Source organism: Prevotella heparinolytica (assembly GCF_002998535.1).
Lineage (GTDB): Bacteria > Bacteroidota > Bacteroidia > Bacteroidales > Bacteroidaceae > Bacteroides > Bacteroides heparinolyticus.
Genome location: NZ_CP027234.1, coordinates 1,777,946 through 1,802,897 on the forward strand (window position 1 = coordinate 1,777,946; position 24,952 = coordinate 1,802,897).

The 24,952-nt window shown below is 45.4% G+C and carries 18 protein-coding genes, 1 CRISPR repeat array and 1 riboswitch; of the genes, 7 read left to right on the plus strand and 11 right to left on the minus strand.

Annotated elements, in window-relative coordinates:
• Positions 1–125 precede the first annotated feature (125 nt).
• Complete coding sequence (locus tag C3V43_RS07375) at positions 126–1,052, plus strand: DMT family transporter (protein WP_106069245.1); 927 nt, start codon at positions 126–128, stop codon at positions 1,050–1,052.
• A 25-nt stretch (positions 1,053–1,077) separates the two neighbouring features.
• Here C3V43_RS07375 and C3V43_RS07380 read toward each other — a convergent pair whose 3' ends face one another.
• The gene (locus C3V43_RS07380) at positions 1,078–1,947 is read right to left on the minus strand and encodes a mechanosensitive ion channel family protein (protein WP_106069246.1); all 870 of its coding nucleotides are present in this window, start codon (positions 1,945–1,947) and stop codon (positions 1,078–1,080) included.
• A 234-nt stretch (positions 1,948–2,181) separates the two neighbouring features.
• Positions 2,182–2,278: riboswitch (TPP riboswitch) on the plus strand.
• 33 nt (positions 2,279–2,311) lie between these two features.
• Between C3V43_RS07380 and C3V43_RS07385 the strand changes: the two genes are divergently transcribed.
• From C3V43_RS07385 to C3V43_RS07400, 4 genes are all read left to right on the plus strand, one after another.
• Positions 2,312–4,627, plus strand: a complete 2,316-nt coding sequence (locus C3V43_RS07385) for a TonB-dependent receptor (protein WP_106069247.1) — start codon at positions 2,312–2,314, stop codon at positions 4,625–4,627.
• Positions 4,627–5,265, plus strand: coding sequence for a nicotinamide riboside transporter PnuC (pnuC, locus tag C3V43_RS07390; RefSeq protein ID WP_106069248.1), 639 nt, complete (start codon positions 4,627–4,629; stop codon positions 5,263–5,265). The genes C3V43_RS07385 and pnuC overlap by 1 nt, the downstream gene beginning before the upstream one ends.
• On the plus strand, positions 5,232–5,891 hold the full coding sequence (locus C3V43_RS07395; protein WP_235655890.1) for a thiamine diphosphokinase: 660 nt from the start codon (positions 5,232–5,234) through the stop codon (positions 5,889–5,891). The genes pnuC and C3V43_RS07395 overlap by 34 nt, the downstream gene beginning before the upstream one ends.
• Positions 5,892–6,029: 138 nt before the next feature.
• Positions 6,030–6,938 carry a transposase gene (locus tag C3V43_RS07400; RefSeq protein ID WP_234878149.1) on the plus strand — a complete coding sequence of 303 codons (909 nt, stop codon included), beginning with the start codon at positions 6,030–6,032 and terminating at the stop codon, positions 6,936–6,938.
• 184 nt (positions 6,939–7,122) lie between these two features.
• Positions 7,123–9,092: direct repeats of the CRISPR family, unit length 47 nt; unit sequence GTTGTGATTTACTTTCAAATTAGTATCTTTGAACCATTGGGAACATC.
• Positions 9,093–9,200: 108 nt separating this feature from the next.
• Here the strand turns inward: C3V43_RS07400 and cas2 are convergent.
• The 10 genes from cas2 to thrA all read right to left on the minus strand — a co-directional run bounded on the left by cas2 (position 9,201) and on the right by thrA (position 22,507).
• The gene (gene cas2, locus C3V43_RS07405) at positions 9,201–9,533 is read right to left on the minus strand and encodes a CRISPR-associated endonuclease Cas2 (RefSeq protein ID WP_106069250.1); all 333 of its coding nucleotides are present in this window, start codon (positions 9,531–9,533) and stop codon (positions 9,201–9,203) included.
• A gap of 3 nt (positions 9,534–9,536) precedes the next feature.
• The gene (gene cas1, locus C3V43_RS07410) at positions 9,537–10,469 is read right to left on the minus strand and encodes a type II CRISPR-associated endonuclease Cas1 (protein ID WP_106069251.1); all 933 of its coding nucleotides are present in this window, start codon (positions 10,467–10,469) and stop codon (positions 9,537–9,539) included.
• A 119-nt stretch (positions 10,470–10,588) separates the two neighbouring features.
• Positions 10,589–10,726 (minus strand): virulence RhuM family protein, encoded by a 138-nt coding sequence (locus tag C3V43_RS14915; protein WP_234878266.1) that lies wholly within the window; start codon positions 10,724–10,726, stop codon positions 10,589–10,591.
• Complete coding sequence (locus tag C3V43_RS15040; RefSeq protein ID WP_262494717.1) at positions 10,727–10,816, minus strand: virulence RhuM family protein; 90 nt, start codon at positions 10,814–10,816, stop codon at positions 10,727–10,729.
• Positions 10,817–10,853: 37 nt separating this feature from the next.
• On the minus strand, positions 10,854–11,477 hold the full coding sequence (rhuM, locus tag C3V43_RS14860) for a RhuM family protein (protein WP_217349956.1): 624 nt from the start codon (positions 11,475–11,477) through the stop codon (positions 10,854–10,856).
• A 32-nt stretch (positions 11,478–11,509) separates the two neighbouring features.
• Positions 11,510–12,484 (minus strand): IS982 family transposase, encoded by a 975-nt coding sequence (locus C3V43_RS07420; RefSeq protein ID WP_106069252.1) that lies wholly within the window; start codon positions 12,482–12,484, stop codon positions 11,510–11,512.
• 37 nt (positions 12,485–12,521) lie between these two features.
• The gene (gene cas9 / locus C3V43_RS07425; protein ID WP_106069253.1) at positions 12,522–16,832 is read right to left on the minus strand and encodes a type II CRISPR RNA-guided endonuclease Cas9; all 4,311 of its coding nucleotides are present in this window, start codon (positions 16,830–16,832) and stop codon (positions 12,522–12,524) included.
• A gap of 603 nt (positions 16,833–17,435) precedes the next feature.
• Positions 17,436–18,749: a threonine synthase gene (gene thrC / locus C3V43_RS07430; RefSeq protein ID WP_106069254.1), complete on the minus strand. Its 1,314-nt coding sequence runs from the start codon at positions 18,747–18,749 to the stop codon at positions 17,436–17,438.
• Between the two features lie 32 nt (positions 18,750–18,781).
• Positions 18,782–20,056, minus strand: a complete 1,275-nt coding sequence (locus tag C3V43_RS07435; protein WP_106069255.1) for a cofactor-independent phosphoglycerate mutase — start codon at positions 20,054–20,056, stop codon at positions 18,782–18,784.
• Between the two features lie 18 nt (positions 20,057–20,074).
• Complete coding sequence (thrA, locus tag C3V43_RS07440; protein WP_106069256.1) at positions 20,075–22,507, minus strand: bifunctional aspartate kinase/homoserine dehydrogenase I; 2,433 nt, start codon at positions 22,505–22,507, stop codon at positions 20,075–20,077.
• A 563-nt stretch (positions 22,508–23,070) separates the two neighbouring features.
• Here thrA and C3V43_RS07450 point away from each other — a divergent pair.
• Positions 23,071–24,108: an asparaginase gene (locus tag C3V43_RS07450; RefSeq protein WP_106069257.1), complete on the plus strand. Its 1,038-nt coding sequence runs from the start codon at positions 23,071–23,073 to the stop codon at positions 24,106–24,108.
• 367 nt (positions 24,109–24,475) lie between these two features.
• Positions 24,476–24,934: a DUF4377 domain-containing protein gene (locus C3V43_RS07455; RefSeq protein WP_106069258.1), complete on the plus strand. Its 459-nt coding sequence runs from the start codon at positions 24,476–24,478 to the stop codon at positions 24,932–24,934.
• Positions 24,935–24,952: the final 18 nt, after the last annotated feature.

The window sequence follows — 24,952 nt, forward strand, 5'->3', positions numbered from 1 at the left end:
TCTTCACAGGCAGATGAAAATATAGATTATTTCTCTAAGGGAAAAAGCCGAGGAATAAAAAGTATGATTTACCTTTGCAAGTCTCAAGAATGATGAATCGAAACGAATAGCAACTTATAGTTCTTATGAATGCAAAAGTAAAAGGATATATATTGGGAAGCATTGCTGCAGCATCTTATGGCATGAACCCCTTGTTTGCCCTCCCGCTTTACAAAGAGGGAATGGACCCGGACTCCGTTCTGTTTTTCAGATACCTGTTTGCCATCTCCATTCTGGGCATCATGCTCAAGGCGCGAGGTCGGAGTTTCAAGCTGAGGCGGCAAGACATATTGCCCCTGATTGCGTTGGGATGGTTAGTGGCAATCTCTTCCCTGACCTTGTTTCAAAGCTACAACTACATGGAAGCCGGCATCGCTTCCACAATATTGTTCGTTTATCCCATTCTGGTGGCAGTGATTATGGCCCTTGTTTTTAAGGAGAGAATCACCTTGCAAACCGTTCTGTGCATCTTTCTTGCATTGAGCGGCATTGCGCTGTTATATAAAGGCGACGACGGCGCCACGCTCAGTCTGATGGGTATTGCATTGGTCGTAGCCTCTTCGCTCTCCTACGCCATCTATATTGTGGGTGTAAACCGACCAAGGCTGAAAGATGTAGCCACACTGAAGATTACTTTCTACGTATTGTTATTCGGATTATCGCTCTTTCTGGTTCGTGTAGACTTCGGACAAAGCCTGTACACCGTCGATAAATGGTATTTATGGGGCAATCTGTTCGCTTTGGCCGTGTTTCCCACCGCCATCTCCTTTTTCTGCACCACACAAGCCATTCAGTACATCGGCTCCACTCCGACAGCCATCCTCGGCGCTTTGGAGCCTGTGACAGCCGTGTTTTTCGGAGTAACCATCTTCGGCGAGTCGTTCACACCCAGACTGTGCTTCGGAATAGCGCTGATTATCCTGTCCGTGACACTCATCATAGCCGGTAGCAATATCACCTCTTATCTGGTACGTTTCAGAAAGCTTTTTCCAAGATTGCCGATAAAGAGATAAAGAACACAGGAGGAAACCGCCGGCATCAATCCTTTGCCTGATGCACTGTCAACTGCGGGAACGGGAAACTGATGCCCTCTTTGTTGAATTCCGAATAGATAATCCTGTTCATATCGAAATAGACACCCCAATAGTCTTGGCTCTTCACCCAAACACGGATAACGACGTTTACGCTGCTGTCTGCCAAGGCATGGAGAGCCAGGAAAGGTTCGGGAGTATTCAGTATGCGTTTATCGGCTGCAATGATGCGACGCACAGTTTCCTCCACCTTATTATAATCTTCACCGTATTCCACACCGATAACCCAGTCCACACGACGGGTATCTTCCTTACTATAATTAATCACCGTACCGCTGCTCAAAGCCCCGTTGGGGATGTAAATCACTTTGTTATCGGCTGTGGTAAGAATCGTGTGAAAGATCTGGATTTCGCGCACCGTACCCGACACGCCCTGACTCTCAATCCAATCACCCACTTTATAAGGACGAAGCAACAGGATGACAAGTCCGCCTGCGAAGTTCTGCAAGTTTCCGGACAAGGCCATACCGATGGCCACACCGGCCGATGCCAGCAAGGCGGCAAACGAGGTGGTCTCTATCCCTAACTTTCCGATGACAGCCACTACCAGCAATACTGTCAGCAGGATGTTGACCAAACTTCTCACAAAGCTCTGTATACCGGCGTCAATGTTTCTTTTCACCAAGACTTTGGCAATAAACTTCTTAATGAGGGATATCAGGATACGCCCGATAAAATAGATTATCGCGGCACTAATGATACGTCCGCCGATATCCACGCCCCAACCCATCATTTTTTCCACAAGATATTGCAATTTGCTGAAACTTAATTCAGACGCTTGGTCGGTAATAGCCGACAATAATAAAGGTAACAACATACTTCGCTCTTGATTATGTTAGATTCAAACACGATTCCAAGAATCGGCCTTCAATTCCACTCTCGGTTCTTTTGCCGTGGCTTCTTTCCCTTCTCTTTTCTGTCTCCAAAAGAAGATATGAAAGAACACCGGACTAAACAGTGCCGGATTATTGACATGCAAAAGTAGTGAATAGCTTCGAAAATCCTCTACATTGCTTGTCACTTTCGACAGAAAATCCTACTTTTGCCCCCGATTTCAACGAAGGGGTGCCCCAACATGACGGGCTGAGATCATACCCATTGACCTGATCCGGGTAATGCCGGCGGAGGGAAAAGAGAAGAAAAGTTCCCCTTTTCTATATTAATCTAAACAAATATTGCAAATGAAGAGAAATGCAATGGCAGTCTGCCTGCTGACGGCAGCAATCAGTATCTGCGCACAGACCCACGAAAAGGACAGCATGCGGGTTGTGAACTTGCAAGAGGTGGAAATCATCTCCACACGAGCCACGGGAACCACACCGGTAGCATTCACCAATATCGGTAAAGAGCAGTTGAAAAAACAGAACTTCGGTCAAGACCTGCCCTATCTGCTAAGTATGACACCCTCTGCCATCACCACCAGCGATGCCGGAGCGGGAGTCGGTTACACCACGTTGCGAGTACGCGGCACGGACGGAACACGCATCAACGTCACCGCCAACGGAGTGCCCATCAACGATGCGGAGAGCCACAACGTGTTCTGGGTGAATATGCCCGACTTTGCCTCCTCCGTCAAAGACATGCAGGTACAACGTGGCGCAGGCACATCGACCAACGGTGCAGGAGCTTTCGGCGCCAGTATCAACATGCAAACAGGCGACTTCTCACTCAAGCCGTATGCCGAATTCAATGGTTCATACGGTTCGTTCAACACCCGCAAAGCGACCGTAAAAGCCGGAACGGGATTGATTGACGGACATTGGTCGTTCGACGTACGCCTCTCAAACATCGGCACAGACGGATATATAGACAGGGCTTCCGTGGCCTTGAACTCCTACTACCTGCAAGGAGGTTATTACACGGACAACAGTTCCATCAAACTGATTACGTTTGCCGGCAAGGAGCGCACCTATCACGCTTGGAACTATGCCAGCAAGGAAGCGATGAAGACCTTCGGACGCCGCTTCAATTCATGCGGATATATGTATATCGAAGACAAAAACGGCAACGTACATCAGCCCGACATAACCTATGACTACAACCTTCCCAAAGTCACTCCGTTGCTGGAACAAGGCGGAAGACTCCACTTCTATGATGACCAAACTGATAATTATACGCAGAAGCACTACCAGTTGTTGTTCAACCACAATTTCACTTCACGGTGGAACCTGAACATCGGTCTGCACTACACCAAAGGCGACGGATATTATCAGGAATACAAAGGCAGGCGTACACTCTCCGAATACGGCATGCTTCCTTTTACACACAACGGTGAAACCGTAAAGAAAAGCGACCTTGTACGCAAAAAGGCAATGGACAACCGGTTCGGAGGAGGTATCTTCTCCGTCAACTACAAGACCGACCGCCTGTATGCCGCATTGGGAGGCGGTCTGAACCGATACGACGGCGACCATTTCGGCAAAGTGCTCTGGGTAAAGAACTACATCGGGATGCTGAATCCGGATAACGACTACTACCGCAACAACGCCATCAAGAACGACGGCAACCTCTATCTGAAAGCCAACTACGAGCTGTTTGGCGGACTCAGCGCCTACATCGACCTTCAATACCGCCACATCGGTTATAAGATAGACGGACTGAACGACAAATACGATTGGACAGCCGCCAATCCCGGCATGCAGAAGCTGAACATTGATGAAAAGTTCGACTTCTTCAATCCCAAAGCCGGCTTGTCATGGCAGATAGACCGTAACAGCCGCCTGTACGGTTCGTTCAGCGTGGCACATAAAGAGCCTACGCGCAACAACTACACCGACGGATACTTCACCAAACATCCCGCAGCCGAGCGTCTGTTCGACTACGAAATAGGATATACCTTTGCCAACTCGTGGCTGCACGCAGGCGCCAACTTCTATTACATGGACTACAAAGACCAGTTAGTGCTGACGGGAGAGCTGAACGAAATAGGCGAGCCGATGGCAAACAATGTTCCGGACAGCTACCGCATGGGTATCGAGCTGATGGCAGGCATCAAACTGAATTGCGGCTTCCAATGGGATGCCAATGCCACACTGAGCAAAAACCGCATAAAGAACTTTACCGAAACGCTGTTCAAAGGCGAGGAAGCCGGCACCGAAGCATGGGTCATCAAGCATGGCGACACCCCCATTGCCTTCTCGCCCGGTTTTATTCTGAACAACCGCTTCGGTTATACGTATAAAGGATTCGAGGCTTCCTTACAGTCGCAATACGTAGGCAAGCAATACATGAGCAACGCCAAGCAGGACGACTGCATGCTCGACGCTTACTTTGTCAGCAACCTGCACCTTTCCTACACCTTCAAGCTGCCTAAAGTGAAATCCGTCACTGTAGGCTGCACCGTCTACAACCTCTTCAATGAAGAGTACGAGAACAACGGCTATGCCGGCAGTGGTTACAGTCTCGACAAACAGAATAACAAGGTGCGCTACAACTATGCGGGCTATGCCGCGCAAGCCGGTACCAACATTCTGGGACATATAGCAATCAATTTCTGATGGAGCAGGCACTCGAAATCGCGGGCACGCTCATCGGGTTGCTCTACCTCTGGTTGGAGTATCGGGCAAGCATCTATCTATGGATAGCAGGCATCGTCATGCCTGCCGTCTACATCTTTGTCTATTACGAAGCGGGGTTGTATGCCGACTTCGGCATCAATATTTACTATCTGGGGGCGGCCGTCTACGGTTGGGTTATGTGGAGGTACGGGGCATTCCTGCGACGAACTATTTTGAGACGGAAAAGTTGCGCACCACAAAGGGGAGAGGACAAAAGAACAAAAGGACAGAAGACGGAACTGCCCATTACCCACATACCCAAGCACTACCTGTCGCCCCTTGCCGCCGTCTTTGTCGTTGCTTTCGTCGGTATTGCCCGGATATTAATCGAATTCACCGACAGCAATGTGCCTTGGTTAGACTCCTTCACCACCGCACTCAGTATCATCGGCATGTGGATGCTGGCACGCAAATATGTGGAGCAATGGTGGGTATGGATAGCTGTAGATGCCGTAAGTGCCGGCCTGTACATTTACAAAGAACTTCATTTTACTGCCGCTCTCTATGCACTTTACACAATTATCGCTATCTTCGGCTACTTTAAATGGAAACGAATGATGGAGGAGGCGGACAGATGACAGTGAAGAATATACATAACAAAGCCGAAGCGGTAGTTCTGGCTAACGGAGAATATCCCGCCCATCCTCTGCCATCGGAGGTATTGGCAAAAGCGCCTTACGTGGTGTGTTGCGACGGCGCTGCTGATGAATACATCCGCCGGGGCAACATACCCGACGCCATTATCGGCGACGGAGATTCGCTGAGCAAAGAGAATATGCTCCGCTACGGGCATCTTCTTCATCGCATCAGCGATCAAGATACCAACGACCAGACCAAAGCCGTCAACTTCCTGCTGGCACAGGGCAAACAGCGCATCGCCATTGTAGGCGCCACGGGCAAACGCGAAGACCACACGCTGGGAAACATCAGCCTGCTTATCGACTATATGCGTGTGGGCGCCGATGTATGCACCTATACCGACTACAGCGCCATCATCCCCTGCCGGGACGCCTGCTCCTTTCCCTGCCGACCGGGACAACAAGTTTCCATCATCAACTTCACTGCCTGCAACCTGCATGCCGAGAGGCTGGTCTATCCTCTCAGTGACTTCACCAACTGGTGGCAGGGCACACTCAACGAGTGCACCGGCATCGAATTCACCATTGAAGCAAAGGGAGAGTATCTGGTGATAATCAATTATTAATGCGAATCAGTAGTTGAAATCCCTACTTGATTCAGTTAGTTAAAATGTTATTATTCAATTAATTATCTTGTCTGTTTGTTTCTTAATCTCCTTGGAAATCAGTATATTAGAAGAATAAAACCACTCATTGTTCTAATTATGATTCCCAAGGAGAAAGAGCTAAAACTTATAAAAATATATATGTACATCTGCGATATTTACCAGTCTTCACTGAAGTTTTACTGCCAGAGATTCAGTAATAATGCAAATCCTATCTTTACAGACCAGGAACTGCTTACCGTATATCTGTTTTGCGGAGCCTATCAGCGATACTTCCAAATCAAAGAGATACATACATTCACTGAAGAATATTTGCTCTCATGGTTCCCCAACCTACCTTCTTATCAGACATTCAACTATCGGTTAAACCTGATGAGTGAGGCAATTGGTGAACTTGTAAAGCATCTCATTACATTCTTTAAACCGGAGGATTGCGATTCTATGACATCACTTATTGACTCTATGCCCATTATTACCTGTGCAGGAAAGAATAAAACAGGAAAGGTAGCTACTGAAATTGCAACCAAAGGATACTGTTCTACAAAGAACATTTATTATTTCGGTCTAAAAATCCATGCTTTAGCCTTTCGTAGGGAAGGAACTATTCCATTTCCTGAAATGATTATCTTATCATCGGCAGAAGAGAATGATCTGACGGTTCTTAAAAGAGAAGCTGCTGACATCCTTATAAAAAGAAAAATCTTCGCTGATAAGATATACTCGGATTTCTCTTACTGGAGGAATAAGCAGCAAGAACAAGGAGTAACTATGCTAACTCCCGTAAAAGCAATAAAAGGGGAGGCTCCGGTTATTACTCAAAGAGAGAAAGCCGGAAGAGACCTGTTCTCTACTGCTGTTTCAAAGGTCAGACAACCCATAGAGTCGTTTTTCAACTGGCTGAATGAGAAAACAAATATTCAAAGAGCGATGAAAGTCAGATCAACATCCGGACTTTTAGTACATACGATGGGAAAAATTGCCATCGCATTCATTTATCTAATTTTTTAAAACAAGAATCAGAGACCAACTACTGATTCGCATTATTAGTTAGAGATTAGATTTAGACATAAGAATAAAACATTGGCATTAGCCTGTCATTGACGAAAATCTGTTCAAAGACAGTTTTTTCTCAGATTAGTATCTTTGAACCATTGGGAACATCGAAACGTGTGAGTTCTATCCGCATTTCGATGTTGTGATTTACTTTCAAATTAGTATCTTTGAACCATTGGGAACATCCAATATTACGCATTATGATTGACCTGTGCGTTGTGATTTACTTTCAAATTAGTATCTTTGAACCATTGGGAACATCTAAGACTGCCCCTTTCAGCGGCTTTACGAAGTTGTGATTTACTTTCAAATTAGTATCTTTGAACCATTGGGAACATCACTTCTTAGACTTTCTTGTTCGGCAGAAGAGTTGTGATTTACTTTCAAATTAGTATCTTTGAACCATTGGGAACATCGGCTTTTGCTTTTGGACATCTCCCGATTTCGTTGTGATTTACTTTCAAATTAGTATCTTTGAACCATTGGGAACATCCTATTAAAGACCAGTTAAAGGAATTGGGTGTTGTGATTTACTTTCAAATTAGTATCTTTGAACCATTGGGAACATCGACTTTTGGCTGTCAAATTCTTTGTTTCGCGTTGTGATTTACTTTCAAATTAGTATCTTTGAACCATTGGGAACATCGCAAGGGTGGTAATGTCATCGCCTACTGCAGTTGTGATTTACTTTCAAATTAGTATCTTTGAACCATTGGGAACATCCATCTCTCCGGAGAGGTATGATGCGGATAGCGTTGTGATTTACTTTCAAATTAGTATCTTTGAACCATTGGGAACATCTCCGCTGGCGCGTAATGTTTTAGAGGTGTCGTTGTGATTTACTTTCAAATTAGTATCTTTGAACCATTGGGAACATCAGGATGCTTGTGGAGAGTAACGGCCAATGCGTTGTGATTTACTTTCAAATTAGTATCTTTGAACCATTGGGAACATCGCGGAGGTGGAGAGTCCGAAGAGGAACGCAGTTGTGATTTACTTTCAAATTAGTATCTTTGAACCATTGGGAACATCGTCCCAATCGAATGTATGATTGGTCTTGAAGTTGTGATTTACTTTCAAATTAGTATCTTTGAACCATTGGGAACATCACCTCGTGGCCAAGTGGGCGATGAAAATCCGTTGTGATTTACTTTCAAATTAGTATCTTTGAACCATTGGGAACATCGAAGTCGCTGCTACCGTTGGCGAACATGGAGTTGTGATTTACTTTCAAATTAGTATCTTTGAACCATTGGGAACATCGGCAACCATCTCCCTACGTACCAATGGCAAGTTGTGATTTACTTTCAAATTAGTATCTTTGAACCATTGGGAACATCCTCCGCCACCTCCATTATCATGCCGCACACAGTTGTGATTTACTTTCAAATTAGTATCTTTGAACCATTGGGAACATCCAAAACGCTCGAGCTGCTCGAGGTGAAAGAGTTGTGATTTACTTTCAAATTAGTATCTTTGAACCATTGGGAACATCGGCTCTGAGTGGGAAGTTCTTATCAACTGTGTTGTGATTTACTTTCAAATTAGTATCTTTGAACCATTGGGAACATCTTGTAACTACAATTCTTGATCAGCCTATTGGTTGTGATTTACTTTCAAATTAGTATCTTTGAACCATTGGGAACATCTTCTGGTGCTTTGTGACTACAAGAATGATGTTGTGATTTACTTTCAAATTAGTATCTTTGAACCATTGGGAACATCTTTATAGCCAACACGATTATCCTTCAGGTAGTTGTGATTTACTTTCAAATTAGTATCTTTGAACCATTGGGAACATCTCCTTTCTGAACATCATCCAACGTTTTTGTGTTGTGATTTACTTTCAAATTAGTATCTTTGAACCATTGGGAACATCTCTTCGTCTTTTTCTTTCTTTTTCTTCATAGTTGTGATTTACTTTCAAATTAGTATCTTTGAACCATTGGGAACATCATAGCGTATAGAACCTCAACGTATCGTTCGGTTGTGATTTACTTTCAAATTAGTATCTTTGAACCATTGGGAACATCAGAGATATACGACCGCAAAAAAGACTCTAGTTGTGATTTACTTTCAAATTAGTATCTTTGAACCATTGGGAACATCATAATCCTCATAACACATTACTTTCCAATGAGTTAAAAAACAACCAGAGAAAGAAAAAAGAAGAGTGTTTCCAGCCCAAAATCTCGCATCAATGCGAGATTTTATTTTCTAAAACAACTCTAATTGCTGTCCAGGTGTATTGACATTCTGCACCTTTTTTCCATAAAAAAGTTCTATATCTCCAAATTGTTTGTCTGTAATACACATGATTCCAACATGCCCAAATTCCGGGAGAAAAGATTTAACTCTTTTTATATGTACTGCCGCATTCTCGCTACTGGCACAATGGCGCACGTAAATGGAAAACTGGAACATCGTAAAACCGTCCTTTTGCAGATTCTTTCTGAAATCCGCATAAGCTTTCTTTTCTTTCTTCGTCTCAGTTGGCAAATCAAAAAGAACAAGCACCCACATAATACGATATTCACTAAAGCGATCCATAATCTATCGTTCGGGATAAGCAACTCTACGAAGCTCTCCATTGAAACATTTATAAAGCGAAGCAGTAGTTTGCCCCACCGCAACCATCAACGGACTGCGCTTGCCTCCAATTGCCACTTCCAATGTCGGAACTGTAAGCAATCGAGCTTTTATCTCTTTTGTCAACTCCGCATTTTTTCCATACTCTTGTATCAAACTAAACACTACCTCATCCACATAAGGACGATAGGGTTCCATTATATCATCCGCTAAACAATAGGCGTTGTAACGATTGTGATGATGGATACCCAACGTAGGAAGTAACCCGCTTATTACCAACCCACGTGCCACCACCGCACGAAGAATGGCATATCCATAGTTTAATAGATTGTTGGGAGAAATTCCTTCACGTTCCCGAGTAAAACCATCAACATCAGCAAATAAAGACTTCCAATAATATGCAGCAGCACGTGCTTCCAAATTATCTGGGTCGCCACTACGCACATTGGCAGCCCAAACACGCATACACTTTACTTCCCCGTCTACACAATCTTTGAGTACAGATGCCTGATTGTTGATTTTCGTTTGAATTGTTTGCTGCCAGAGTTGTTTCTTCAAAGGAAGTGAAGCATCTAATTGTTTACGGAAGCGCTCATTCTGCGTAGTATTTCCATAAAGAGGAAGCATTAATCCGACTGGCATACTCTTACTATCACAAGTGATTACGGAACAGTTATTCTCAAGCAAAGCCTCCAACACACTGGAAGTGATGGTTATCTGCTTGTTATCCAACACGACGATTCCAATGTCCTCTATAGGTTTCGTTACTTCCGCCTGCTTTTTCAACGTTTCCGGTAAGGCGGTTACTTTTTCTACATCAGGCAGCTTGATGACCAGCTGTGCATTTCGTAATGATAGATAAACAGGATTTCCGAAATAAAGTGTTTTCTTAATCATGGCTCATTACTTTTAAAAGTTTGTCAAAATCCGATTCGTAGCTCTGGAGTTGTCTAACATGGAATTTGTCATATTTCCGCTCCGCTAATGCCTTGGCAATCTTGTGGCTCACCTACCCGCTATGTTGTAGCACGGCTTCTTCGTTGAAGTGCAAGACCAGCTTTCTCACCCAATCTTTCATGTACATCACTTGTTTTTTTCGCTTGACGCTCTGCATAATCCAGATACATCGAAACAATACGGTTCAAATCATCCATTTATGTTTCATTAAGATAGTTCTTTACAATAGAAACATCCGGTTTGTGTATCATTTCGTAGGGTGCATTCTTCCAAGTAGTCAATCCCATATTAGGTTTATCGGCATCCGCACGAGAAACAATAATCTCAGCTGCTGTTTGCCCGGAAATGAACCCAATACAACTTATTCTGAACAGTTACAAAAAACTTCTTGGTTACATCGCTATCCGCTTCATAGTCCGCACTGCATTGTGAATAAATATCAGTTATTTTCTGATAGAAGCGTCGTTCGCTGCTACGAATGTCACGAATACGGGATAACTGTTCTTCAAAATAATCCTTACCAAATAGCATTTGCGGATTCTTCAATCGCTCATCGTTCATAGCCCCCTTAATCAGATATTCTTTCAGCACACCATTTGCCCAAAATCTAAAATGTATGGTTTGAGTACTGTTAACAGGGTAGCCTACGGATAAGATAGTGTCGAGATTATAAAACTCAATCTGCCTTGTGACCTGTCTTGTACCCCCAGTTTGAACTTGTGCAAGTTTTGCACAAGTTGCCTTTTTTAATAATTCTCCGCTTTTATATACATTCTTTAAACGTTTAGCCACCACACTTCTGTCTACTCCAAACAATTGTGCAATCTTGTCTTGTGGCAGCCAAACCGTTTCATTAAAGATATAGATTTCAACGTTCACTTCTTCATTGCTGTCTTTATAGAGAAAGAAATCAGATGAAATTGAGGTATTATTATTGTTTTTGTTCATTAGCCATTCATTATATTAACCCGTTGGCGGAATTAAAATAGCGCATATTTAACTCGGCCAATGGGCTTTTCATTTTTGTAGTTAATATATTGGAGGATTGTAAGTGCGCTAATCTTCCCGATAATCCGGGCAAACAATCCATCCGTATCTTTCGCATAATTCCTTATAATCATAAACTGGTCACACAATTGCGAGAACAGGGTTTCGATTCTTTTTCTCGCCTTGGCAAAAGCCAGAAATACAGGCTTCCATTCTTTCAGGTTGCACCTGCATGGTGCCTCCAGCCTGATATTGGCGGTTTCAAACAGATCCAATTGCACTTGGGCACTTATATATCCTTTGTCCCCTATGACTCTACAATTACTATAGTCCACCTTCACATCCTTCAGGTAATGAATGTCATGCACACTTGCCTTGGTGAGGTCAAAGGAATGGATAACACCACTTAACCCGCAGATCGCGTGGAGTTTGTATCCGTAATAATACATGCCTTGTGATGCACAGTATCCGATTGACGGTGCTTTCTCAAAATCCTTCTTTCCCATACAGCAACGCTTGGAACGGGCAATGCGACATACTTCTATCGGCTTCGAATCAATGCAGAAATAGTCTTCGCCTCCATCCATTTCTGCGGCCATTCTTTCTCGGATTGCATTACATAGGGACGAAGTAATTTTACGTCTGTCATTGTATTGTCTGCGGGATATAAGGTTAGGTATTTCCATTCTATACTCCTGTAGCTTTGCAAACAACAATGACTCACTGTCAATACCAACAGCCTCTGATGTCATGTTCAAAGCCACCACTTCAAGGTCTGAAAATTTGGGAACTACTCCTCTTCTTGACACATTTCCTGATTCATTGACTAAATTGCCGGCTATTTGCTTGCATATGTTCAGGATTTTTGCGAATATTGTATATAGGTTGTGCATACGATATTTGTTTATTAAAAGTTTTGCTACCTTTAATTTACTAAATATCAATAATATGCACAACTTTTTATACATAAATCTTTTATCAATTTAATTCCGCCAACAGGTTATATTAATATTCTCCTATTGCCACTATTTGGCCAATATGGTTAACACGGACTTTAACAATAGCGTCCAAGCCCTTTGAACTACGAAAATCTATCCAAGTAATACCTCTCAAAATTGGCTTTGTATCCTTGATTGTTGTTTCTAAATGATGTCTAAAAACATAATTTTTATGAGAGAATTTCTGCACCCTAAATAAATTAGGACTTATCACCCCATAATTCTCCGCATCAAGCAAATCAATCTCTTTCGGATTAAATCCGGTTTTTTCATTTGGAAAAACAAAATATTCATTTTGTTTCATACTGAAAAGGAATTGCCAGCCTTCGCTCGTTTTATAATCCTTGTCTATAATCGGTTGACCAAGATTTGCTCTTGTCACTGCCTCAAAGAAACTAACCACAATCTCCTCCAGTTCATATTTGGGATTACCAGCCTCGTCAACCATCAATTGTCCCTTCTTATCTATAACCGGCCTACGATAAACTGCCACGTGGTGATTATTGCCTGTATTAACAAAATCCACAGGAATATTTTTACCATTCTCATCTAATACAGGTTTTCCATTCTTATCCTTTTTCACATGCAATGACAACGCATTACTGATTCCTAAAATTGCAACTCGCTTAATAGATATACCTTTCTCTTTATTCAGCCAAATAGGGTTTTCATCAAGGTTGGAGAATGCCTTTTTTGCATCATTACCCCACTCATTTAATCTGTCAGTTAGTATTTTCCGGACACCAGCATCTATTACCTTATCAACTTTCAAATCAGGAGAGATTTCTTTACGTATAGTATAAATCGTTTCAAATGTTACAGTTTTCACATTCTCAGGAACTTTCCTCGTTTGTTCCTTATCCAGCCAAATAGGTTGTTTATCCGGTGAATTCTTGCCGGCAAACGCTTTCTTCGGATCATTACCATTTTCATGTAAACGTTTCAACAATGCATCTCTATAAGCAGGTTTGCTTACAGTCATAATTTTCCCGATATCAAACGAAGCATTCACCTTTTCTTCTCTTGCCAAATATTGCTTGCCACTACCATAGATTGTTTCCAGATGCAACTGCCCACGTGGTGTCTGTTGCACTTTCTTATTCATACCGCCCCTTTTCTTCGTCTTGTTAATATTATCCGTAATAACCTTATTCTTCGCTTTAATCGAAATTAAAATATTCTCCAAGTACTTTTTGGCTTCTGCGCGGAACTCTCCCAATGGCATGGGCGCAATCGCCCTACCATTTTGAAAATACTTGTTCTTTATTAGATACTCATTCGTGTTTGCATTCAGACTGGCGTTTTTGTTATTAAAATACTGAATGAATACATCCTTTGTAAATGCTACAGTCAATGCGTCCATCGCATGATGACGATGATCATTCCGTTTCGTCCAATCCTTGATTCTACCTATTTGCTTTCCGTCTCTATCCTCAAAATATTCAACCAGTCCTAATGCCTTATACTTTTCCCAGTTCAATTCTTTCATCAAATCAACCAACTGCCAATCCTCACGTAACTTGTCAGTTACCGAACCACTTGTAGCAACCACACGACGAGAAATCTCATTCAACATAGACAGCGCCTTTTTCGCAATATATTGTGTATTACGCAGGTCACGTTCAATAAAGCCGTCAGGAATATCCTGCTCAGTCATTTTCAGTTTATTATATTTGCTTCTTGATATTTTCCCTGACTTAAACAAGTCTTCGATATTATTTAAATAATGTTCTAAACTATTGTCAGACCCGCTTTCACCGAATTTTTCTTTCACAAAATCATACGCTGTTTTATTCCCTTTTTCAATATTTACATTACGAGCTTCAAGTGTTTTATTTGAAAAGCTATCATCAAAAAGTCGTGCTTGCGGAATGATATGTTCAATATCAAACTCTTTACTAAACAATTTTTCTCTCGGAATATACGTATTAGAATAAAGCGTTTTATACCCACACGATTCTAACTCTTTGTAAAGCTTGTAACGCAGAATATCAGTACGGCTTACATTTATCAAACCAAACTCTTTCTGTAAAAGCTCCTTGTATTCTTCATGCGCTTTGGTAGCTTGTGCAATGGATTTAGTCAGCTCTTCACGCTCTTTGGCATTCTTCTTCAACTCACGAGCAAGTTCTACACGTATTTCATCCGGTTTACCATAAGTGTCTATAATGGCATTGATTACGTTTACCATCTGGTTCAGAATCTTTTCCACCACAGGATTGCGCAGACTATTCTTGGGAAGAAGCATAAGTCTGTCTTTCAATTCCTTGGTTGCTATCTCTTCCTTGGTTAATGACGACTTTGAATGCCTGTATCCGGCATACGCGCAAGCCACATCATACCGATTGCCTTCTTTCAAATAAGGTAGAATCTTATGAATAGCTTTTGCGCTCAGACTGCCATAATCATCTTGAAAAGTAACATTTGCCAATATAGTAGCGTATACTTTCTCAAAGCCATACTGTTCTGCCATCCTTTGAACCAACCTACCGTTTCCTGTTGTCGTATTGTCCCCCTCAAAAGAATACAATAAATGCCAGAGTTTATAATAAGGTTGATTGTCCAACTCTTCATTCGAGTTAAAACATAGAATGTCCGTATTCCAATTAAGAAGATCAAAAACAGCTTTTACATGTTCAATAATCTTCTCAACCGATTGTTTGAAGTCAACAGGTTCATGCCCGGACATCTCGATCATTTTACTATATGCCTGAAACAACGCATATCCCGTCTTATTACCATCAATCGTTTTAAAATTTAAATCCAATTCCTGTGGATTATCAAACAACAATTTCAAGACCTCTGACTTTGTCATCTTATCACGAACAAAAAGTTCTTGGGCAAGCAAATCTTTTTCTTCTTGATACAAATAACGTCTGCCACTCAGTTCCAATTGTCCTGTACCGTCAAGTTCGTCAAAAAGAGCAGGAGAATTATCTTTCGGTTTTCTTCGTTTACTTTTCTTGCCGACAACGGTTAGTTCTATGTTGTTTAGTATCTGCCATATTTTAAATTCTTGGAACAAAGGAGAAGAACGGGGTATCACTCGATTACCTACAGTTTTAATCTTTTTCTTGCCATCCATCTCTACCTCTATCTGCCGACTTTCAAACTCGCAAAAACTGATTAATCCTTTCTGACTCTTCAAGCTACGCTGATAGAAAATAATAATATCACGGATGTCTTTTTTCAATTCTTCTGTCAGTTCTTTATGATATACAGCTTGTTTTTCCCAAAGCATATTAAACTCATCCAAATAATCTTGGCGATAGAACACCATATTCCGCAAGCTCACATTGGGATTCTTATCCAGCATTTTCATTTGATACTGCCCGACAGTTTGTTTATTGAAATACAACTCCTTGCTCCTATCACTGATTGCACCAAGATAACCGCTTGAGTTATTGATTTGGGTATTCATTTCTTGCAAAACAATAACCAATTGTTCCAACGACAGCTTTTCCTTCAAACCATTTACCCGCCATTGCAGATTCTCTTTTTTTGCTTCATCCCTTTTCCGTTTACCATAAATACCTTCCAGTTTATGCTCCCTTTCCTGTTGTTCAGTTTTGCTTTTCTCGTTGTTCCATTCTGTATAGGATTCTTTCCAAACGAAATATTTGGAACAAATGGCCCAAACAGCATCGCGTTTTTTCCCTCTCAACTCTTCTTTTAATACATCAGTAAGAATATCCGTATAATATTCTTTTTGTTTTTCCCATATTCTATCAAGTTCATTTTGCAAATCAGAACGATAAAAATCGGGTAAGAACTTCTTACCTGCATCAAGCAGTTGCAGGCATAATTCACCAGGCGTAAGGTTGTTATTATATAGTTCACGAGCTATATCCATACCGTCAATCAACCTGCCTTCTTCAGTTCCCTTTGCTTTCCTGCTACTTTTATAACCACGTTTTTTGTTAATCATCAGCAATACACGCGCAAACTCTTCCAACGAGATTTCCTCAGTTGCCGCTTTCGCCCTTAATCGGTATGTCTCAAAAGTTGTTCGATTACCATTTTCTGAAAGTATAGTATCTTTTGTTATCAATTTGTATTCTTTCAACACTTCCACCAACGTATCACGACGAAGTTTGTAGCGTTGCAGATTACACCGCATGCTTCTCTTGAGTGTTCTATCCGCATTGGTCGTAATGCTCTTCCCTTTCTCAAAATTAGTCAATTCATCTACCGTCAGAGGATTTACTCTCACACCAAGCTTAACAATCGATGACCTTTCATCTTTATTTTCTGCTTCATTCACCAATGCCCAACCGATACTATTAGTACCCAGATCCAATCCTAATATCTTCTTCATAATTTAACTTGTTTTATCACAACACCCCAAATATATTAATTTTTCCCCATAAACAAACATTATAATAAAATTATTCATTATCTTTGTATCACTAATTTGAAGCAAATCACAATAAGGATTATTCCGTTGTGAAAACATTTAGGGCGGGGCATTTGCTTCGTCCTTTTTTTGGCTACTAAAAACAAATCAGCTATGCCTCATTGGTCGTTACCGCAAAACCGAAGGCCTACCTACACCAGGCAGCACCCCACAATTGGCATAAGCATAGACTGTGAAAGTTCAGGCCCGGAGAGAACGGGCAACCAGAATAAGAATTCGTCAGGAGTAGAGAAATGAACGGAAACACGCAGGAATCGAGCTTATACAGATCGGCATGACAGTGCATCTCCCACAGCCAACAACCGCGCCCTGCTGCCGCATGCACTCTACTCGCACCTACCGTTGCAATACGCACGCTATGAAGATGGAGAAATGCATCCGGCCGATGGTGACGGGCATTCCGCAGGAAATCATCTGCGATATATACCGCGGGTACAGGCTGACAGAAACGACGGTAGCGGTAATTAGCGGTGAGCGATTAGTGTTTAGCGGGGCACTAATCGCTTATCGTCCACCGCTCATCGTTAACAAACAGTGCTTGAAGTCGGCAAACTCCTTCGACATGGGCAGGCTCTGCTTCGTGCCCCGCATAAAGGCTTGAAGTTTCTCAGGTATCGCTACTGTTTCGCCGATAATCCCTTCTACCGTATCTTTGAATTTTGCAGGGTGGGCAGTCTCCAGAAAGACGCCTGTCTCGCCCAGCCGGAGACCTTCGGACAAGGCACGGAAGCCACATGCGCCGTGAGGGTCGAGCAGGTAATGCTTCTGCTGCCAAACCGTTTTCATGGTTGCGGCTATCTGCCCGTCGGTATAGGCAGCCCCACTGATTTCGGCGGTGATGGCGGCATGATTGCCTCCGTAGAGGTCGAGCACACGGGCAAAGTTGCTGGGATTGCCCACATCCATGGCATTGGCAATGGTGGCTATGCTTGGACGTGGCGTATAAACGCCCGTCCGAAGGTATTGATAGAAAATGTCGTTGCGGTTGTTGGAGGCGATGAAACGTTTCACGGGCAGACCCATACGCTTGCCGAAAAGTCCGGCGGTGATGTTGCCGAAATTGCCGCTGGGCACACAGATGACGACATTGTCCGCCCTGCCGGCACGCTTCAACTGTGCATAGGCATGGAAATAGTAGAAGGCTTGCGGCAGGAAGCGGGCCACGTTGATGGAGTTGGCGCTGGTGAGCAACAAACGCCCGTTGAGCTCCTTGTCCATAAAGGCCGATTTCACCAATGCCTGACAATCGTCGAACGTGCCGTCTACCTCAAGGGCAGTGATGTTGCGTCCCAAAGTGGTGAACTGCTTTTCCTGAATGTCGCTGACCTTACCTTTCGGGTAGAGTACATATACGTGGATGCCCTCCACGCCAAGGAAGCCATTGGCCACGGCGCTGCCCGTGTCGCCAGAGGTGGCAACCAATACGTTCACCTGCTTCTTGCCCTCTTTCCTGATGAAATGTCCCAACAGACGTGCCATGAAACGCCCGCCCACATCCTTGAAGGCGAGCGTAGGCCCGTGAAACAGTTCGAGGGAATAAATGTCGTCCGTCACTTTCACCAAAGGAACGTCGAAACTCAGGGTGTCATATACTATCTGCTTCAGCGTATCGGCAGGAACATCTTCGCCGAAGAACGCATCGGCCACGCGGCAGGCTATCTCCTGAAAGCCGAGTGTGTCTATGCTGTCGTAAAATGCTTGCGGCAGGGGCTTGATGGAAAAAGGCATGAAAAGCCCCTTGTCGGAGGCAAGTCCGCGCACCACAGCTTCTTCGAGGGTGGCTTCGGGAGCTTGCTTGTTGGTACTGTAATATTTCATGATCGATGGAAAGTGAATGATTAGCGATTAAATTATTTAAAGGGACGAAGGAGGCGAGGTTCTTTCATGAATTCATTGATAAACTCGTCTTCCTTCAGCAGTCCGTAGCTGCCGTTGCAGGCAGCCACCTCGTCGAACGTCCGCACCCCGTCCGGCTCGATGCCCGGATGCCAGATGAGGAAAGGAACAGGCTCGGCCGTGTGTGTGCGGATTTCGCAAGGTGTGGGGTGGTCGGGCAGCAGGGCGATGGCAACAGGCTCTTCGCTCTCTTTCAATGCTTCGTAGAGAGGCCTTACGACCCGCCGGTCCAAGTTTTCGATGGTCAGCCGCTTCAGTGCGACATTGCCCTCGTGGCCGGCCTCATCGCTGGCCTCGATGTGCAGATAAACGAAGTCGTCCGTCTTTAAGGCATCGAGGGCGGCGGCCACCTTGTTCTCGTAGTTGGTGTCGTACAGTCCGGTAGCTCCCTGCACGGCAATTCGGCGCAATCCGGCATAGCGGCCGATACCGTTAATCAAATCGACGGCGGAAATCACGGCACCCCGCCTCACTTGCGGGAACTTGTCGGAAAGGCGTTCCATCTTCGGGCGATAGCCGGGACTCCACGGCCATATACTGTTGGCAGGGTCTTTACCCCCGGCCATGCGCTGCAGGTTGACGGGATGTTGGCGCAACAGTTCTTGCGAACGTAGAATCAGGCCGTTTATCAGATCGGCCGTTTGCCGGGGAGTTAATTCCGCTTCCCCTTCGGGTACCGCGATGTCCTCCGTACCCTCCATCGGCTTCACCATCAACGGGCGGAAAGGTTGCAAAGGCACATCGTGCGGCGGTGTGCAGTCGATGCGCTTGTCTCCCCCTTTTATCACTAACAAATGGCGGTATTGCACACCCGTATAGAAGCGCACACGGTCGTCGCCCAAGTGTTCCTGCAGGTATTTCACCAGCACGTCCGCCTCCTCGGTGGAGATGTGCCCGGCAGAATGGTTCTTTATAAGGTTGCCTTCTATGCAGACTATGTTGCAACGCATCGCCATTTCGCCCGGTTGCAAATCCACACCGATGCTTGCCGCTTCGAGCGGACCGCGACCTTCGTACACCGTAGGCAGGTCATAACCCAGAACGGACATGTTGGCTACCTCGCTGCCCGGATGAAACCCCTCGGCAACAGTCAGCAACCGCCCCACACGCCCCATGCGTGCCAGCTTGTCCATATAAGGCGTTTCGGCGGCCTGCAACAACGTGCGCCCGCCCAACTCTTTTATGGGGTGGTCGGCCATGCCGTCGCCTAATATAATAATGTGTTTCATTGCCCTGTCTCTTATCCGTTAAACGTTTGCAATGCTCATGATATCGGCAAATACGCCCGCCGCCGTGACACCGGCACCGGCGCCGTAGCCCTGTATCATCATGGGATACTCTTTATAACGCTCCGTGGTAAGCAGAATGATATTGTTGCTTCCCTCCAGCCCGTAGAACGGATGGTTGGAGGCCACTTCCTGCAAGCCTACCGAGGCTTTGCCGTCCTCCAGCTTGGCCACGAAACGCCAATGCTTGTTTTCGGCCTCCAACACCCGCCGGCGGGTCTCGAAATCGGCATCGAGGCTCGGCACTTTCTTCCAGAAGTCGTCCAGAGAACCTTCGAAGAAATCATCGGGCACGAAGAGGTTTGTCTCCACATCGCTCTGCTCCAACCGATAACCTGCTTCGCGCGCCAGAATCACCAACTTGCGGATGACGTCCTTGCCGCTGAGGTCGATGCGCGGGTCGGGCTCGGAGTAGCGCTCTTCCTGCGCCAACCGGATGGTCTTGCTGAAGGGGACATCGGCACTGATTTTATTGAAGATGTAGTTCAGCGTACCGCTCAGTATTGCCTCAATCTTCAAGATCTTGTCGCCGCTATGAATGAGGTCGTTGATGGTGTTGATGATGGGCAGCCCCGCCCCCACGTTCGTCTCGAACAGATACTTCACGCCCCGCTGGCGGGCAATCTGCTTCAGCTCGCGGTAGTTGTCGTATGCCGAAGAAGCTGCAATCTTATTGGCAGCCACCACCGAAATGTTGTGTAGCAGCAGGTCTTTGTAGAGCGACGCCACATCGGCGCTTGCCGTGCAGTCCACGAATACGGAGTTGAAGATGTTCATGCCGATGATTTCGTTGCGCAAGGTCTCCAAAGAGCTTTCCTTACCTTTTGCTTGCAGCTCTTCGCGGAAGCGCTCCAAGTCGAGGCCTTCGCGGCTGAACATGGCCTTGTTGGCATCGGCGATACCCACCACATTGAGCTGCAAGCCGTTTTCGTGCATCAGTTTACGGCGTTGGCTGTGAATCTGCTCTATCAGACTGCCGCCCACGGTGCCGATGCCGCAAATGAAGAGGTTCAGCACCTGATATTCGGACAGGAAGAAAGAATCGTGTATTACGTTCAGCGATTTACGCAACAGCCTGTTGTCTACCACAAACGAGATATTCGTCTCCGAAGCGCCCTGCGCACAGGCTATCACATTGATGCCGTTGCGTCCCAGCGTGCCGAACAGTTTGCCGGCGATGCCCGGCGTATGCTTCATGTTTTCGCCTACGATGGCTACCGTAGCCAGATTCTTTTCCGCCTGAATCGGCGAAATCTCTCCCATCTCTATCTCTTTGGCAAATTCCTCGTTCAGCACCTCGCAAGCCAAATCGGCATCGGCATTGCGCACACCGATGGATGTGGAATTCTCCGAAGAGGCCTGAGACACCAGAAACACGCTGATGCCGTTCTTTGCCAATGCCTTGAAGATGCGGTAGTTTACGCCGATGACACCCACCATGCCAAGCCCCTGCACGGTAATCAGGCTCGTATCGTTGATGGAAGAGATACCTTTGATGGCCTTGCTTTGCGAATGCGAAACTTCCTGTTTGATAACCGTCCCCACGCCATCGGGATTGAAGGTGTTCTTCACCAGAATGGGAATGTTCTTGTGGCAAACCGGATAAATGGTGGGCGGGTAAACCACTTTTGCGCCGAAGTTGCAGAGTTCCGTCGCTTCCACATAGCTCAACTCGCTGATGGTATATGCCGTTGAAATGACACGCGGGTCGGCCGTCATGAATCCGTCCACATCCGTCCATATTTCCAGACAGTCGGCATCCAGTGCGGCGGCAATGATGGCGGCCGTATAGTCCGAGCCGCCTCTTCCCAAGTTCGTCACTTCGCCCGTTGTCTTGTCGGTGGAGATGAAGCCGGGAACCAGTGCGCGACGAGGCAGCGTGCCGAACGTCTCGCGCACCAGCGAGTTTGTCAGGTCCGTATCCAGCACATGCTTGGAATGCTTCTTTTCCGTCTTGATGAACCGGCGCGAGTCGTACCATTCCGCCCCCGTCAGTTGGGCCAAGATAATGGACGAGAGCCGCTCGCCGTAGCTGACAATCGTATCGGACGTTTTTTGCGAAAGGTCTTTAATCAGATAGATGCCTTGGAAAATATCTTTCAGCTCATTGAGCAGTTCGCCTGCCCGCCTTTGCAAGGCCACCTGCGCCTCTCCTTCAGGAATCACCTCTTTTATCATCTCCACGTGGCGATAGACTATCTCGCGGAACTCGTTCTCATAGGAGGCATCGCCGGCCGCCGCCATCTTGGAGGTGTTTATCAACTTGTCCGTGATGCCGCCCAATGCGGATACCACCACGATGACCGGTTCGTCGACTGCTTCTACGATTCTCTTGACACTCAAAACACTGCTGGCGGAGCCCACGGACGTTCCGCCGAATTTCATTACTTTCATTGTATTGTTGTTTTCTGATTATCCGAATTATACTTCCGGCTTCTGTGGCCCTCTGTCGTGCCGAATGCTGCCGGAGCACCTTGTCTCCGTATTCACCATACCGTTATTCCCAAATGGAAGCTCTCCTTCGCCTATGCTCAAGACTGACAGATACTTCCGCCGGGCAAGTGGGTATGAGAAACGTTATTAAATAAAAAGCTGCTTGAAAAATGGTGTAACACGTAGAAACACAAAATACTATCCCTAACCCCTAAGGGTCATGGTCCACATGGATGTGACTGTATGTTGATAGTACTTGTTCATAACCTCCGGTTTCTATCGTTTCTGATAAGTGTTGCAAAAGTAAGAATAAAAACGTTCAATCTATCACTTTTCACGACTTTTTTATGATAAAAGTGCAGAGAGCTCCTGAAAAGGCAAGAAAAGTGCATCTTTCCCGGCTTACATTTTCACACATCCGGCGCAATATATTCAATGATATGACGCATTCTTTTCTAACATTCTGCCATCGTTCTCAAGATATATCATTATATTTGCATTGAAAAAATGAAAGAAAGGTGCGTATGAACCCTGACAACACTTCCGTTTTGCTAATATACACCGGCGGAACCATCGGAATGATAGAAAATGTGGAAACCGGTGCTTTGGAAAACTTCAACTTCGAGCAGTTGCAGAAACATGTCCCTGAACTTCAACGGTTCATGTTTCGCATCGATACGTATCAGTTCGATCCTCCCATGGATTCATCGGACATGGATCCGGATGCTTGGCGCAAATTAGTGCGCATCATCAGCGACAACTACGACCGGTACAGCGGTTTCGTCATCCTGCACGGCACGGACACCATGGCTTATACCGCTTCCGCCCTCAGCTTCATGCTCGAAGGGCTGAACAAGCCCGTCATCCTGACCGGCTCCCAGTTGCCCATCGGCGTGCTCCGCACAGACGGCAAGGAAAATCTGCTGACCAGCATCGAGATTGCCACGGCGCACCATCCCAACGGGCAGCCCATCGTGCCCGAAGTGTCCATCTTCTTCGAGAACCACCTGATGCGCGGCAACCGCACCACCAAGATGAATGCCGAAAATTTCAACGCTTTCCGTTCATTCAACTATCCGGTACTTGCCTCGGCCGGCATACATATTAAATATAATAATGTGCAGATTCGCACGAACGGTCGCCACCACGAACTCAAGCCCCACTACTTGCTCGACACCAACGTGGCCGTACTGAAACTTTTCCCCGGCATTCAGGAAAACGTGATTGCCTCCGTGCTTGCCACAGAGGGGCTGAAAGCCGTAGTGCTCGAAACCTACGGTTCGGGCAATGCCCCCCGCAAGGAGTGGTTCCTGCGTCGCCTGCGCAATGCCTGCGAACAAGGCATCGTCATCGTGAACGTGACCCAATGCAGCGCCGGGACAGTGGAAATGGAACGATACGAAACCGGCTATCAGCTGATGCAGGCAGGCGTGGTATGCGGATATGACAGCACCACGGAGTCGGCCGTAACCAAACTGATGTTTCTGCTGGGACACGATTACCCGCCTGCCAAAGTGCGGGAATTGATGGGACGTCCGTTGGCGGGAGAAATTACGGTGTAACAGCCCCCCGCAATCCGCAAACCATAGGAAGCACATCATTCATGTAATCATCCTTTACCATTTCTGCAAAGCATATCCGTCGCCAAGGATAAAAGCCGGGCACCCCTGCCAGAACACCTTCTGAGAGGGGGTAGGATCAGTATACGACTGATGTGCCTTCTGTATACGACTCATCCTACATCAGTATACGACTGATGTAGCCTACGTATAGGACTGAAGATACATACCCCGTTGGATGCCTCGCGAAAGACCGCTTTGATGTAACAAGATATTACCGGATAAGAAGTCGTTGTTCCGAAATTATCGGCATCCCGTGCAGTATTTTCGGAATATCACAGTTTTATTTGTATGACAAACAGCTATCGGTATGAAAAAGAACAAGGGTTTATTCGGCGCGCTTCTGTTTCTTCTCTGCATCTTCGGCTTGACAAGCTGTCTCAATGAGGAGAAAGAAGAAGAGAGGAAAGTGACTCATTACGAAGAACAGACCGTGATTGTCGCTTCAAAAAAACTGCAAGGGGTTGTCTTCTCATGCGGAACGGATTTTGTCATGGATGTTTATGCCGCAAGAAAAGAGAACTCCCGGCAATGGGAGCAACTCTCCCATGTTTCCGGTTTCGAGTACGAAAGCGGTTATGAATACAAAATCCGCATCAGTAAGACCGGCTATTTAGACTACCGCATGGGCGACCCGGCATGGACGGAGCACAAACTTCTTGAGATTCTTTCAAAGGAGAAGAAAGAATCAGAAGGGTTGCCGGAAAGTTTCATCCCGGAGAGATACCAACCGGATTCTTCCGCAGATACTCCGCACGCCTTGCCTTAGCCCCATCCCAAGAGATCC

Excerpts from the sequence above, each read along its gene's own strand:
- C3V43_RS07380 (WP_106069246.1), bottom strand. The coding sequence starts at position 1,947 with ATGTTGTTACCTTTATTATTGTCGGCTATTACCGACCAAGCGTCTGAA.
- cas9 (WP_106069253.1), bottom strand. The coding sequence starts at position 16,832 with ATGAAGAAGATATTAGGATTGGATCTGGGTACTAATAGTATCGGTTGG.
- pnuC (WP_106069248.1), top strand. The coding sequence starts at position 4,627 with ATGGAGCAGGCACTCGAAATCGCGGGCACGCTCATCGGGTTGCTCTAC.
- C3V43_RS07450 (WP_106069257.1), top strand. The coding sequence starts at position 23,071 with ATGAACCCTGACAACACTTCCGTTTTGCTAATATACACCGGCGGAACC.
- C3V43_RS07455 (WP_106069258.1), top strand. The coding sequence starts at position 24,476 with ATGAAAAAGAACAAGGGTTTATTCGGCGCGCTTCTGTTTCTTCTCTGC.
- cas2 (WP_106069250.1), bottom strand. The coding sequence starts at position 9,533 with ATGGATCGCTTTAGTGAATATCGTATTATGTGGGTGCTTGTTCTTTTT.
- thrC (WP_106069254.1), bottom strand. The coding sequence starts at position 18,749 with ATGAAATATTACAGTACCAACAAGCAAGCTCCCGAAGCCACCCTCGAA.
- cas1 (WP_106069251.1), bottom strand. The coding sequence starts at position 10,469 with ATGATTAAGAAAACACTTTATTTCGGAAATCCTGTTTATCTATCATTA.
- C3V43_RS07420 (WP_106069252.1), bottom strand. The coding sequence starts at position 12,484 with ATGTATAAAAAGTTGTGCATATTATTGATATTTAGTAAATTAAAGGTA.
- C3V43_RS07385 (WP_106069247.1), top strand. The coding sequence starts at position 2,312 with ATGAAGAGAAATGCAATGGCAGTCTGCCTGCTGACGGCAGCAATCAGT.
- thrA (WP_106069256.1), bottom strand. The coding sequence starts at position 22,507 with ATGAAAGTAATGAAATTCGGCGGAACGTCCGTGGGCTCCGCCAGCAGT.
- C3V43_RS07395 (WP_235655890.1), top strand. The coding sequence starts at position 5,232 with ATGGAAACGAATGATGGAGGAGGCGGACAGATGACAGTGAAGAATATA.
- C3V43_RS07375 (WP_106069245.1), top strand. The coding sequence starts at position 126 with ATGAATGCAAAAGTAAAAGGATATATATTGGGAAGCATTGCTGCAGCA.
- C3V43_RS07435 (WP_106069255.1), bottom strand. The coding sequence starts at position 20,056 with ATGAAACACATTATTATATTAGGCGACGGCATGGCCGACCACCCCATA.
- C3V43_RS15040 (WP_262494717.1), bottom strand. The coding sequence starts at position 10,816 with ATGGGATTGACTACTTGGAAGAATGCACCCTACGAAATGATACACAAA.
- rhuM (WP_217349956.1), bottom strand. The coding sequence starts at position 11,477 with ATGAACAAAAACAATAATAATACCTCAATTTCATCTGATTTCTTTCTC.
- C3V43_RS07400 (WP_234878149.1), top strand. The coding sequence starts at position 6,030 with ATGATTCCCAAGGAGAAAGAGCTAAAACTTATAAAAATATATATGTAC.
- C3V43_RS14915 (WP_234878266.1), bottom strand. The coding sequence starts at position 10,726 with ATGGATGATTTGAACCGTATTGTTTCGATGTATCTGGATTATGCAGAG.